Genomic DNA, 13,464 nt, shown 5'->3' on the forward strand with positions numbered 1-13,464 from the left:
AGCCACCGACGCCGCGACCTACACTTAGCGCTCTTGCGCCGCTGTCCCAGCGGCGGCGCACTGACGGCCCGTAACACCGTCCCGGGACCGCAGATGTAAGTATCAAGAGCATAATAAATGAGCAGCAACGACACGATTCGTCTCCTTCTGATTCACGACACACCCTCTGAAGCCCAGCGCCTGGTCAGCATGCTGCACAATGCCGGCCGCCCCAATCGTGCCCAACACGTGCCCAGTGAGCCAGCACTGACAAAGTTGCTCCAGGACAATACCTGGGATCTCTTGATTGCCGCGGAAAGCAGCAAGCAGGTGCCGCCACCCGTGGCCCTGCGCACCATCAGCAAATTGCAGAAAGATGTACCGGTCCTGCTGCTCACCGAGCGCAGCGGCGCCCAGCCGGTGGTGGAGGGCCTCAAGCTCGGGGCCCGGGATGTGGTGACCGTGGATGAGGACCAGCACCTGCTGATGGTGATCCAGCGGGAGATCACCGCGCTGCGCAACCGGCGCCAGGCGCGCATGCATGATCGCCGTTATCACGCCGGGCTGGCCCGGGCCCAGGAGCTGCTCGACAGCTCCAAGGACGCCATTGCCTACATTTCCGACGGCCTGATCGTCTATGCCAACCAGTCCCTGGCCGAGCGCCTCGGGTACAAGGACCGGGACGATGTGGAGTACCAACCGCTGATCGATATGGTGACCGAGGGGGAGCAAGAAGACGCTCGCGCCTTCCTGCGCCAATGTGCAATCGACAATAACGATGTCGAGGCGCAGGAGTGGAAATTCACCGCCAGGTCCGCCTCCGGCCGGCCAGTGCCGGTGCGCGCCGAGGTGCTCTCCACTGTCTACGATGAGGAGAACTGCCTGCAGGTCCGTATCGCGGCGAGCTCCGGCAATACCGAGGAACTGGAAGCACAGCTCAGCGACATCAAGAGCCGTGACCCCCTCACCGGCCTCTACAACCGGCAGCATTTCCTGCGCATGCTCGACGCCGCGATCAAGGCCGCCGCCAGCTCCCAGCGTACCGGTGGCCTGATGTATATCGAAGTGGATCGTTTCGAGGAAACTGTACAGAAAGCGGTCGGCGTCGCGGGTGCCGATGCGCTGCAGAAGAAAATAGCGGAGCTGTTGCAGTCGAGCGTGCGTCGCGGTGACGTAGTGGCCCGCTACGGCGAAAAGAGCTTTTGCCTGATGATGGCAGAGACCACCCCGGACAGTGCCGAGCACCGAGCCCGGGAGCTGATGAAGAAAATCGCCGACACCATCTTCGATGCTGCCGGCAAGACGGTACAGGTCACCGCATCGATTGGCGTGTCCCTGCTCAGCGAAGCCTCCGTTAATGCCCAGAAGGTTCTTGACCAAGCGCTCCAGGCCCACGAGCAGGCACTGCAGGACAGCGAGCAGGGCAATGGTTTCGCGCTGTTCGAGCCGGGCGCCGACCAGGAGGGCGATGCCGATACCTACCACCGCGCGCGGGTAATCCAGGCGCTGGAGGCCGGCAACCTCAAACTGCTGTACCAGCCGGTGCTCAGCCTGCAGGGCACCGGCGAGCAGATGTACGAGGTGCTGGTGCGCATGGTGGATGGCAAGGAGGAACTCTCACCCCTGTCATTCCTCGAGGGGTTGGGAGACGACAGCCTGGCGATCAAGATGGACCGCTGGATAATCCTGACCGCAATCAAGGCGGCTGCCGCCCAGCGCGCCCGGGGCAAGGATGTTTCCCTGCTGCTACATATTTCCGCGGCGTCGCTGAAGGATTCCGGCTTGACCGCCTGGCTGAAGGTTGCCTTCAAGGCGGCCAAGGTGGCACCGAAATCGGTGTCATTCCAGGTCAGCCAGGGCGATATCAACAGTAACCTGCATGCGGCACGGGATTTCATCAAGCAGGTGCGTGAGTTCGGCAGCCGGGTAGTGGTGAGCCGCTTCGGCGCCGGTCTCAATCCTTTCAAGACCCTCGAGCATGTCACCGTGGATATCGCCAAGGTGGATCCGTCCTTTGTCCGGGAAGTACAGGATGAGGGGGAGAACAGCGATACCCTGGTAAACATGGTGCAGCAGCTGGCCGAGGCGAATACGCGGGTGATTGTGCCCCATGTGGAGCAGGCCAGTATGTTACCGACCCTCTGGCAGAGCGGCACCGACTATATCCAGGGCTATTATGTGCAGGCGCCCGCCGAGCACCTGAATTTCGATTTCAGTCTCGATTGACCCGCCACAGATGCTTCCCTCGTCCTGCCGGGCCCACAGGCCCGCAGGACACAGATTTCCCGGCGGGCAGTCATTTGGGTATGCTTTGCCGGATTTTCCCTTACAGCACGAATAAGCAGAATTGACCTGGAGTCATCCTATGTTGCCCCGCATACTCTGTAGCAGTTTGCTCTGCAGCGCCCTCGTCCTTGCGAGCGGCTGCTCCAAACCGGAATCCGACGGCGCGGCGGGCGAGCCCGCAAAACCCGAGGTCGAAGCAACCCAGCCTACCGCGAATGGTGCCGATGCAGCGCCCGCCGCGGAGGACCAGGGGAGTGCCCAGGCGCCGGAATCGGGTGTGGACTATCACTCTTTCGCCAACACCGGTGACTACCGTGTACGGCACCTGGACCTCGACCTGACGGTGGATTTTGACCGCAAGGTACTCGAGGGCGAAGCGGTACTCGACTTCAAGCGCCTGACGCAAAAGAATCCGCCGATGGTGCTGGATACCCGCGACATCAAGGTTGAGGCGGTGCGCGCCGGCCACGGCGGGGAACTGAAGCCGGTAGAGTTCTCCATGGGTAAAACCGACCCGGACCTGGGGACGCCGCTGAACATCCAGCTGCCCAAGAATGCCACCCGTGTCGCCATCCGCTACCAGACCTCGCCGGCCGCTTCCGGTGTCCAATGGCTGGAGCCGCAGCAGACCGCCGGCGGTGAACACCCGTTCCTGTTTACCCAGGCGCAGGCCATTCACGCGCGCAGCTTCGTGCCGCTGCAGGATTCACCGCAGGTGCGCATCACCTACAACGCCACCATCCGCACGCCGGAAGAGCTGCTGGCGGTGATGAGTGCGAACAATGACCCAAAGACGGAGAAAGACGGCGTTTACGAGTTTGAAATGCCGCAGCCGATCCCGTCTTACTTGCTGGCGCTGGCCGTGGGCGACCTGGAGTTCAAGCCCATGGGCGAGCGCACCGGCGTCTATGCCGAGCCGGAGCTGCTCGATTCCGCCGCAGCGGAATTTGAGGATACCGAGTCCATGCTCGAGGCGACCGAAGAGGCCTATGGCCCCTATCGCTGGGACCGCTACGACCTCTTGATCCTGCCACCCAGTTTCCCCTTCGGCGGCATGGAGAACCCGCGCCTGAGCTTTATTACCCCGACCGTGATCGCCGGCGACAAGAGCCTGGTGGCCCTGATTGCTCACGAGCTGGCGCACTCCTGGTCCGGCAACCTGGTGACCAATGCCAGCTGGCGCGACCTGTGGCTGAACGAGGGTTTCACCACATACCTGACCAACCGCATCATGCAGAATATCTACGGTGACCAGCGCTATCGTATGGAGATGGCGCTGGGCTATGACGACCTGCAGGCGGACCTGGAAGACCTGGACAGCCGCGACGAGATCATGGCCATCGACCTGCGTGGTCGCGACCCGGACAAGGTGTTTTCCAATATCCCCTATGAGAAGGGCTCCCTGTTCCTGTACGAGCTGGAACAGAAGATTGGCCGCGAGGCGTTTGACCAGTTCCTGCTGGAGTACTTCAACAACTTCGCGTTCGAGAGCATCACCACTGAGGACTTTATCGAGTACCTGCAGCAGACCCTGCTCAAGCAGTACCCGGACAAGCTCGATGAGGCGCGGATCCGCGAGTGGATTTTTGAACCGGGCATCCCCGAGGGTGCGCCGCAGCCGCAGTCCGATGCCTTCAGCAAGATCGACCCGGTGCGCCAGCAGTGGCTGGACGGCGAGATCGCCGCGAAGGACATCGATACCGGGGAGTGGACCTATCACCAGTGGAAGTATTTCCTCGATGGTATGCCGGAAGAGCTCAGTGACGAGCAGCTGGAGGAGCTGGACAGCGCCTTCAACCTGACCGAGTCAACAAACAACGAGATCGCTTTCAGCTGGCTGATGATTGCCGTGCGCAACGACTACCAGCCCGCCTTCGGGCGCCTGGAGAGCTTCCTCACCGAAATCGGTCGCAATAAGTTCCTGCGCCCGCTGTATCGCAACCTGGTGGAGAGCGGCAAGCAGGAAATGGCGGCGGAGATTTTTGAAGAGGCCAAGCCCGGCTATCACCCGCTGACAGTCAAGGTGAACAGCCGCATCATTTACGGCGACGACGCCCAGTAACAGCCGCGATCCCGGCTGGCCCGCCACCCGCGGTGCCCGGCCGGGAACCTCAGTCACCAGTGCCGGTAACGCGGACACCGGTAACCTGCCAATGCCCGGCCGGGCACCGCCCATCCGCGCAGGGGTTCACAGCGATTGAAAGAGTTGTAGAATCAGCTGCCACCTTGGCATCCGGGCGGCTACCCGCGGAAACCGGAAGTACAGTAAAGTGGTCAGATATGGTGGTCGGGACGGATTATTTTTGGCCTGTTCCCCCGGCTATCCGGGCCCGTTCACGGACGAGCGATTCAGGCAGAAACACACAGGAGCCGCGGGACGATGCGCTGGTTAAAAATTTTTGGTTTATTCGCATTGTTGGCCTTTGCCGGCTGCAGTGAGCAGGCGTGCTTCGAGCGCGGCAAGCCACCGTCATTGCCTTTCCCGCACGCCTTCGCCGTCAGCTGATTCGTAGCGGCAGCTCACTGCTGCAGTTCAGTCGGCCTGCAGCAGGGCAATCTGTTGGTCGTTGAGGCCAAACAGGTAAAGAGCCGCATCGAGCCCGAAATGGGTGATGGCCTGGGGGGCTTCCAGGCGCACCTTGGGTTTGGGGTGAATCGCGATGCCCAGTGCCCCCAGGTTCAGCATGGGGATATCGTTGGCCCCGTCTCCCACTGCAATCACACTCTCCAGTGCCAGGCCATGTTCCGCGGCCATCTGCTCCAGCAGGATACGCTTTCGCTGGCCGTCCACGATCGGTTCGATGACTTCCCCGGTGAGTACACCGTCGGCGAACTCCAGCTCATTGGCGTGGACGAAATCCACCGCCAGCTTTTCCCGCTGCAGGTAGTGTGCGAAATAGGTAAACCCACCAGAGAGGATTGCCGTCTTGCAGCCCAGGGCCCGCAGGGCCTGCAGCAGTTCGCGCGCGCCCTCCTTGATCGGCAGCTGCGGGGCGATGTCAGCCAGGCGCTGCTCGGAGAAACCCTGTAGCAGGGCCATGCGCTTTTTGAAACTCTGGCGGAAATCCAGTTCTCCCCGCATGGCAGCCTCGGTAATGGCAGCCACGCGATCGCCAATGCCGGTGATCCGGGCCAGCTCGTCGATTACCTCGGCGTCGATCAGGGTCGAGTCCATGTCGAAGCCGGCCAGTCGCGGTGGCTGTTGGGTAACGCCGGCCTGCAGCACCAGGTCCACGCCAAGCCTTTCCGCCAGTTGCAGGCAGGCGTGCCGCGCCGGGTTGAATTCCAGTTCCGCCTGCAACTGGAAGCGGATCACCGTGCGCTCCCGCGCTCGCGACAGGGTGTCTGCGGCCTGCAGGGCCCAGCCCTGCTCGCGGAAAAATCCCAGCAGGGCGCGCAGTTGCTCCAGGGTCGCCGCAGGCGAGAGCAGGGTGACGCACCAGGGGGCCGTGACCGCGGCGGCGGTGTCGGGCATCGCGACAGTGTCCGACGGGCTGGCGTCGAAGGGTGGGGTGTCCCGGTACCCGATCCCGACCCGCGCTGCGCCGCCCTGGTAATCCAGGTAGTGCAATGGGCAGTCCGTTGCAGGTTCCATCAGTGTTTCCAGGGGGAGCCGGAATTCCCGGTAGTCTGGCGTTGCGCCCATAGTGCCCTTCCGTGTTTTGGTTTTTGCGGGGCGGGCATTATAGCCCCCGGGACTTTATTCGCTAAAATCCACGGCAACGTGATAAACCCAAGAATACGCGCCCTATCCATGAATGCCCTGAAAAAAGAAATCCAGCGAGTTTACGCCGGGATGCCGCGGCACCTCCGCCAGCAGCTGATTGCCGCCGGTATCTGGCTGGTGCTGGCCTGTTTCTGCGCGGTGGCGCTCAGCAACTACTATGCCGGCCAGCGCGACGCGGCGATCGCCCGCGACCGGGTCACCGCGGAGGTGGCCGCGGCCTTCGTGGCCAGCCAGAGCCTCGAGAGTATCGTCGCTGGTGATCGCATCAGCCTGCAGCTGCTGGCCAGGAATATGCTGGAAATGCCGGTGATCTCCGGGATCGCGATCCAGGACGTGGAGTCCAGCGCGCTGGCGCAGGGGGGCGACCTGGATAGTGGGGAGACCGTCAGCGCACCAGTGGTGTTGCACGACAGTATCGCCGGCAACGTGATTGTCCACCTGCAGCCGGGCGAGGGCGTGCGCTACCCCTGGGCAAGCCTGTTACTGAGCCTGGTGTTCGCGCTGCCGGTCAGTGCGGCGGCGGCCCTGGCGGTCGGCAGCCTGGCGGCCCGGCGCACGCCGGTGGTGGCGGCCCGCCCGGCGCCGCAACCGGAGCCGGAGGTCCTGGTGGGACTCTACCTGCGCCCGCTGAACTGGAGCCAGCTGGGTAACCAGTTGAGCCGCTCGGCGCTGGAGCGATTGCAGGATGAGCTGCGGGAACGCCTGGCCCTGCTGGGCAGGATCTACGATGCGCGGCCGCTGAAGCATGCCGGTCCCCAGCAGGGACTGGGCTTCTGCGGTGACGATGCCGCTTTCCGGGCCGTTTGCTGTGGCCTGTTGCTGCGCGAGTTACAGGCCGGCGGCCGCTCCAGTGGCCTGCAGCTGGCCACCGCTGTGGTGCCGGCAGCGCTGGAGCCGGCGGATTTCGGCGGTGAGCCGTTGCTGGGCCAGGCCCGCGACCTGGCCTTGCACGATGACCTGCTCGAGGCACCGTCCCTGAAAGGGCGCATCGCGGTGCACTCCGCCAGTTGGGGTGCCGCGGTTACCGGCCTGGATGACACCTACCAGAAGCTGCTGGACAGCCAACTGCGGCAACTGCAGGGCGCCTGATTCCTCTTTTCCTTACCGCCCGGCCCGCCAGTGTGACTGGCGGATCTGCCTGGGTCGGTTTTACCTCCTCCCTTTACGTTTACGTTAACGTAAACCTCTGCTAGGCTCCTGACACTCTTTCAGGAAGCCACTATGAAGTCCGAGCAGAGCAAACCCGAAACGGAATCCGTGGCGGGTGCCGAACCCAGCAGTTACAGCATTTCCGACCTGGCCCGCGAGTTCGGTATCACTACCCGCGCCATCCGCTTTTACGAGGACAAGGGCCTGATCAGCCCGGCCCGCCGCGGCCAGACCCGTGTCTACCGCCCCGAGGACCGGGTACGGCTGATGCTGATCCTGCGCGGCAAGCGACTGGGTTTCTCCCTGGATGAGAGCCGCGAAATCATCGACATGTACGACCCCGAACACGGCAATGTCGAACAGCTGCAGCGACTGCTGCAACACATCAAACAGAAACGCGCGCAGCTGCAGCAACAGCTGCGCGATATCCAGAGCCTGATGGGCGAACTGGACGAAGCGGAGGCCCGTACCCGGGCCTCGCTGGCAAAAACCAGAGAACACTGATGAGAGACAGATACACGGAGTCGCTATGAATACCGCCTACCGCACCCTCAACTTCGGCCTCGGCGAAGAGATCGATATGCTGCGCGATATGGTCTACAAGTTCTGCCAGGCAGAACTGGCGCCACGGGCGGCACAGATCGACGAGGACAACCTGTTCCCGGCCGACATGTGGAAAAAGTTTGGCGAGCTGGGCCTGCTGGGGATGACCGTCGAGGAGGAATTCGGTGGCTCCAACATGGGTTACCTGGCCCATGCGGTGGCGATGGAGGAGATCTCCCGCGCCTCGGCTTCCGTTGGCCTGTCCTACGGGGCCCACTCCAACCTCTGCGTCAACCAGATCCGCAAGAACGGTACCCGCGAGCAGAAGGCGAAATACCTGCCCAAGCTCTGTTCCGGCGAACATGTCGGCGCCCTGGCCATGAGCGAGCCCAACTCCGGTTCTGACGTGGTCAGCCTGCAGTTGCGCGCGGAGAAGAAAGGCGATCGCTTTATCCTCAATGGCAACAAGATGTGGATCACCAACGGTCCCGATGCCGATACCTACGTGATCTATGCGCGCACCGAACCGGGCATCAGTTCCGGTGGCATCACCGCTTTTATCGTCGAGCGCGGCTTCAAGGGATTCTCCCAGGCGCAGAAACTCGACAAGCTGGGCATGCGTGGCTCGAACACCTGTGAGCTGGTATTCGAGGACTGTGAAGTGCCGGAAGAAAATATCCTCGGCGAGCTGAACGGCGGCGTGCGGGTATTGATGAGCGGCCTCGACTACGAACGCACTATCCTCTCCGGCGGCCCGGTGGGCATCATGCAGGCCTGCCTGGATGTCGTGGTGCCCTATGTGCACGAACGCAAGCAGTTTGGCAAGGCGATCGGCGAGTTCCAGCTGATGCAGGGCAAGCTCGCCGACATGTACGCCGACCTCAACGCCAGCCGCTCCTACCTGTATGCGGTGGCGCAAGCCTGTGATCGCGGTGAAGACTCGCGCAAGGATGCTGCTGCGGTGATCCTGTTTACCGCCGAGCGCGCTACCCAGATGGCCCTGCAGGCAATCCAGACCCTGGGCGGCAATGGCTATATCAATGAGTACGCCACCGGACGCCTGCTGCGCGACGCCAAGCTGTACGAGATCGGCGCCGGCACCTCAGAGGTGCGCCGCATGCTGATCGGCCGCGAGCTGTTTAACGAGACCCGCTGACCGGTCACCACCGCAAAATTGTCGTAGGAGCGGCCCCGGGCCGCCCCTACAGCCCAGACAAGGTTTACCTGCAAAGGCGAATCAGAGTTTATGAACCAGCTACAGAGCAAAATTAACACCCGCGACGGGGCTTTCACGGCAAACCGCGAGCAGATGGAAAAACTGGTCGCGGACCTGCGCGACAAAGTGGAAACCATTGCCCGGGGCGGCGGTGAGCGCGCTCGGGAAAAACACCTGGCCCGCGGCAAGCTGTTGCCGCGGGATCGCATTGACGCGCTGCTGGACCCGGGCTGCCCTTTCCTGGAGTTTTCCCAGCTCGCCGCCCACGATGTTTACGGCGAGGAAGTGCCGGCGGCCGGTATCATCACCGGGATCGGCACAGTGTCCGGCCAGCCATGTGTGATTGTCGCCAACGACGCCACGGTAAAGGGGGGGACCTATTACCCCCTGACGGTGAAAAAACACCTGCGGGCCCAGGCCATCGCCGAACAGAATAACCTGCCGTGTATTTACCTGGTGGATTCCGGCGGTGCCAACCTGCCGCGCCAGGATGATGTCTTCCCGGACCGCGAGCACTTTGGCCGTATCTTCTTCAACCAGGCCAACCTGTCGGCGAAAAATATTCCGCAGATTGCCGTGGTGATGGGCAGCTGTACCGCTGGCGGCGCCTACGTGCCGGCGATGGCGGACGAGTCGATCATGGTAAAAGAGCAGGCCACCATTTTCCTGGCCGGCCCGCCGCTGGTGAAAGCCGCAACCGGGGAAGTGGTCTCGGCCGAGGAGCTGGGTGGGGCCGAGGTGCACTGCAGGACCTCCGGTGTGTCCGACCACTATGCCAACAATGACGTGCATGCGCTGGAGCTGGCACGCCGCTCGGTCAGCCGCCTCAACCGCATGAAGCAACCGGGCCTGGATGTGCAGCGCCCGGTGGAGCCAATTTACCCGCCGGAGGAAATCTACGGTGTGGTTCCCGCCGACTCGCGCCAGCCCTACGACGTGCGCGAAATTATCGCGCGCGTGGTGGATGGTTCCGAGTTCGATGAGTTCAAGGCCCTGTACGGTACCACCCTGGTGACCGGCTTTGCCCGTATACATGGCTACCCGGTGGGTATCGTCGCCAACAACGGCATCCTGTTCGCCGAAAGCGCCCAGAAAGGCGCGCACTTTATTGAGCTGTGCGCCCAGCGCAATATCCCGCTGGTATTCCTGCAGAACATCACCGGCTTTATGGTAGGCAAGCAGTACGAGGCTGGCGGCATCGCCAAGCACGGTGCCAAGATGGTGACCGCGGTTGCCACTGCCAGGGTGCCGAAGATCACCATCCTGATCGGCGGCTCTTTCGGTGCCGGCAATTACGGCATGTGCGGCCGCGCTTACGACCCCAATTTCCTGTTCATGTGGCCCAACGCCCGTATTTCGGTGATGGGCGGTGAGCAGGCGGCCGGGGTGCTGGCCCAGGTCAAGCGCGACCAGATGGAGGCCCGCGGCGAGCAATGGAGCGCCGATGAGGAGCAGGCATTCCGGCAGCCGATCGTCGATGACTACGAACACCAGGGGCATCCCTATTATGCATCCGCCCGGTTGTGGGACGATGGGGTGATCGACCCTGCGGATACCCGGCGTGTTCTCGGCCTGTGCCTGGCTGCCGCAACCCATCGCGAGCCGGAAGAGACCAAGTTCGGCGTATTCCGGATGTAAATGGGGCGGCCGGTGGCTGCTCCTGCAAGAAATTGAAACACGCCCGAAGACAAGGACCCGATTATGAGTGACAAGCTGCTGAGCGAAGTCGACAGCGAAGGTGTGGCTACGGTTACCCTCAACAGACCGGAAATTCACAACGCCTTCGACGATGACCTCATCCACCAGCTGGGCGAAACTTTCGACCGCCTGTCGCAGCAGCCCGGGGTACGCGCGCTGGTGCTGGCTTCGGAGGGCAAAAGCTTTTCCGCCGGTGCCGACCTCAACTGGATGAAGCGCATGGCGAACTATTCCGAGGAGGACAACCGCCGCGATGCCGCGGGCCTGGCGGCGATGCTGTACAAGCTGGATAACTTCCCCGCGCCCACCATCGCCCGCGTCCAGGGCGCAGCTTTCGGCGGTGCCGTGGGGCTGGTGAGCTGCTGCGATATCGCTGTGGCGAGCGAGCGTGCCAGCTTCTCCCTGTCCGAGGTCAAGATCGGCCTGTTGCCGGCCACCATCAGCCCTTACGTGATCAACGCCATCGGTGCGCGCCAGGCGCGCCGCTACTTTGTCACCGCCGAACGTTTCTCCGCCGAACGTGCGCGGGAGATCGGCCTGGTATCCGAGGTCTGCCCCGAGGGCGAGCTGGACCTGACCGTGCAGAAGCTGGTCAACGCGATCACCGACAATGGCCCCCGCGCTGTGGCGATGGCCAAGCAGCTGGCGATGTCCATGTCCAACCGCGTGGTGAACGAGGAGTTGCAGGGTCAGACCAGTGCCCTGATCGCCGCGGTGCGCGTTTCCCCGGAGGGGCAGGAGGGCCTGCAGGCGTTCCTCGACAAGCGTGCCCCGGAGTGGATGAAAGGCAGCGACTGAGCGCCCTTTAACAGCAAGACAGGCTGCCGGGCCGATAGCTGGCGGCCACAGTGAATGAAGAGCAAAGCATGATTCGCAAACTGTTGATTGCCAATCGCGGCGAGATCGCCTGCCGCGTAATCCGCACTGCCCGTCGCCTGGGTGTGGCGACTGTGGCCGTGTATTCCGATGCCGACGCCAACGCATTGCATGTGCAGCTGGCCGACGAGGCGGTGCGCCTGGGGCCGGCCCCGGCACGGGAATCCTACCTGGATATCGACAAGGTAATCGGGGCCGCCCGGCAGACTGGCGCCGATGCCATTCACCCGGGTTACGGTTTCCTGTCCGAGAATGCCGTGTTCTGCCGTGCCTGCGCCGAGGCGGACATTATTTTTGTCGGGCCGCCGGCTTCTGCCATCGAAGCGATGGGCTCCAAGTCCGCGGCCAAGCGGATTATGGAGGAAGCCAATGTCCCGCTGGTGCCCGGCTACCACGGCAACGACCAGGATGCCGGGACCCTGGCCGAACACGCCGAGCGTATCGGTTACCCGGTGCTGCTGAAAGCGGCGGCCGGCGGCGGCGGCAAGGGCATGCGCCGGGTGGACAGTGCGAAGGACTTCCATGACGCGCTGGAAGCGGCCAAGCGCGAGGCCCAGAACGCCTTCGGGGACGACCTGATGCTGGTGGAGCGCTATGTTCTGAGCCCGCGCCATGTGGAAATCCAGGTTTTCTGTGATGGGCAGGAAAATGGTGTCTACCTGTTCGAGCGCGACTGTTCCGTGCAGCGCCGCCACCAGAAGGTGGTGGAGGAAGCGCCGGCGCCGGGCCTGGACGAGGACCTGCGTCGTGAAATGGGTGAGGCGGCCCTGCGCGCGGCCCATGCCATCGGGTATGTGGGTGCCGGCACGGTGGAATTCCTGCTCGATGCCAGCGGCGACTTCTATTTCATGGAAATGAATACCCGCCTGCAGGTTGAGCACCCGGTGACCGAGATGATCAGCGGCCAGGACCTGGTGGCCTGGCAGCTGGCAGTGGCCGCGGGCGAGCCACTGCCCCTGGAGCAGGACGACCTGCAGATCGATGGCCACGCCATGGAAGTGCGGATTTATGCCGAGGATCCGGACAGCGATTTCCTGCCGGCTACCGGCACGCTGCTGCGTCATCGCCCGCCGAGCGAGACCGATTCCGTGCGCGTGGATACCGGTGTGCGTGACGGCGATGAAATCAGCGTGCATTACGACCCGATGATCGCCAAGCTGATCTGCCATGGCCGCAATCGCCGCGAAGCCCTGGCGAAGCTGGACCGCGCGCTGGGGGAATACCAGATCGCCGGGGTGCGCCACAACATTGAATTCCTGCGCCGGGTGATCAACCAGCCGGACTTTGCCGAAGGTCGTGTCACCACCCACTTTATCGACGACCATGCCGATGAGGTATTGCAGCCGCAGCGGAGCCTCACGCCGCTCAAGTGCGCAGCTATGGCGGTGGCGATCCATCGCCGCGAAGTGCGCGAGATGCGTGGGCGGGCACCGGCCGGGGACCAGTATTCGCCATGGCATGCCGGGGATAACTGGCGCAGCAACCTGACCAGCCAGCGCAACCATGTGGTCGACTACCACGGCCTGCACGCACAGCTCAGTTTCTCGGTGGTGGGTGACCGGTTGCAATGGCAATGCTCCGCCGACGATGCGGAAGACCTGGACGGCGAACTGCGCCTGTTACCCGGCGAAGATATTTCATTGCCGGACGGCCGCCGCGTGACACTGACCAGTGTGGATACCGTGGAGGGCGGCTCGGTCTTCTTCGATGGCGGGCAGGTAGAGTACCGCCTGCTGCCGCCGGATATCGGTGAGGGCGGCGAACATGCGCTGGGACTGGAAGCGCCCATGAACGGCACCATTGTCTCCCTGCTGGTGGAACCCGGTAGTGCGGTGGAAAAGGATCAACCGCTGCTGGTGATGGAGGCAATGAAAATGGAGCACACCCTGCGCGCGCCGGCTGCCGGTACCCTGCAGCAGTATTTCTGTGCCGCCGGGGAACTGGTGGACGGCGGCAGCCTGTTGATTGATTTTGTCGCGGAGGAATAAGC

At 63.1% G+C, this 13,464-nt stretch carries 10 protein-coding genes; 9 read left to right on the plus strand and 1 reads right to left on the minus strand.

What is annotated here, in order from left to right:
• The first annotated feature begins 117 nt into the window (after positions 1 to 117).
• The 3 genes from LVD10_RS15305 (at position 118) to LVD10_RS17975 (ending at position 4,771) form a co-directional block, all read left to right on the plus strand.
• Positions 118 to 2,205 (plus strand): GGDEF/EAL domain-containing response regulator, encoded by a 2,088-nt coding sequence (locus LVD10_RS15305; protein WP_232940744.1) that lies wholly within the window; start codon positions 118 to 120, stop codon positions 2,203 to 2,205.
• 139 nt (positions 2,206 to 2,344) lie between these two features.
• The gene (locus LVD10_RS15310; protein ID WP_237064192.1) at positions 2,345 to 4,327 is read left to right on the plus strand and encodes a M1 family metallopeptidase; all 1,983 of its coding nucleotides are present in this window, start codon (positions 2,345 to 2,347) and stop codon (positions 4,325 to 4,327) included.
• Positions 4,328 to 4,645: 318 nt separating this feature from the next.
• The gene (locus tag LVD10_RS17975) at positions 4,646 to 4,771 is read left to right on the plus strand and encodes a hypothetical protein (protein ID WP_255701128.1); all 126 of its coding nucleotides are present in this window, start codon (positions 4,646 to 4,648) and stop codon (positions 4,769 to 4,771) included.
• Positions 4,772 to 4,798: 27 nt separating this feature from the next.
• Here LVD10_RS17975 and serB read toward each other — a convergent pair whose 3' ends face one another.
• Positions 4,799 to 5,860: a phosphoserine phosphatase SerB gene (gene serB / locus LVD10_RS15315; protein ID WP_237064193.1), complete on the minus strand. Its 1,062-nt coding sequence runs from the start codon at positions 5,858 to 5,860 to the stop codon at positions 4,799 to 4,801.
• 159 nt (positions 5,861 to 6,019) lie between these two features.
• Between serB and LVD10_RS15320 the strand changes: the two genes are divergently transcribed.
• From LVD10_RS15320 to LVD10_RS15345, 6 genes are all read left to right on the plus strand, one after another.
• On the plus strand, positions 6,020 to 7,081 hold the full coding sequence (locus LVD10_RS15320) for a hypothetical protein (protein WP_232940747.1): 1,062 nt from the start codon (positions 6,020 to 6,022) through the stop codon (positions 7,079 to 7,081).
• A gap of 132 nt (positions 7,082 to 7,213) precedes the next feature.
• Positions 7,214 to 7,645: a MerR family transcriptional regulator gene (locus LVD10_RS15325; RefSeq protein ID WP_232940748.1), complete on the plus strand. Its 432-nt coding sequence runs from the start codon at positions 7,214 to 7,216 to the stop codon at positions 7,643 to 7,645.
• A gap of 25 nt (positions 7,646 to 7,670) precedes the next feature.
• The gene (locus LVD10_RS15330) at positions 7,671 to 8,840 is read left to right on the plus strand and encodes an isovaleryl-CoA dehydrogenase (RefSeq protein WP_232940749.1); all 1,170 of its coding nucleotides are present in this window, start codon (positions 7,671 to 7,673) and stop codon (positions 8,838 to 8,840) included.
• A gap of 90 nt (positions 8,841 to 8,930) precedes the next feature.
• Positions 8,931 to 10,538, plus strand: coding sequence for a carboxyl transferase domain-containing protein (locus LVD10_RS15335; protein WP_232940750.1), 1,608 nt, complete (start codon positions 8,931 to 8,933; stop codon positions 10,536 to 10,538).
• 63 nt (positions 10,539 to 10,601) lie between these two features.
• On the plus strand, positions 10,602 to 11,396 hold the full coding sequence (locus tag LVD10_RS15340) for an enoyl-CoA hydratase/isomerase family protein (protein WP_237064194.1): 795 nt from the start codon (positions 10,602 to 10,604) through the stop codon (positions 11,394 to 11,396).
• Between the two features lie 68 nt (positions 11,397 to 11,464).
• A complete protein-coding gene (locus LVD10_RS15345; protein WP_232940752.1) occupies positions 11,465 to 13,462 on the plus strand; it encodes an acetyl/propionyl/methylcrotonyl-CoA carboxylase subunit alpha in 1,998 nt (665 codons plus the stop codon).
• Positions 13,463 to 13,464: the final 2 nt, after the last annotated feature.

This window comes from Microbulbifer zhoushanensis (assembly GCF_021729055.1).
Classification (GTDB): domain Bacteria; phylum Pseudomonadota; class Gammaproteobacteria; order Pseudomonadales; family Cellvibrionaceae; genus Microbulbifer; species Microbulbifer zhoushanensis.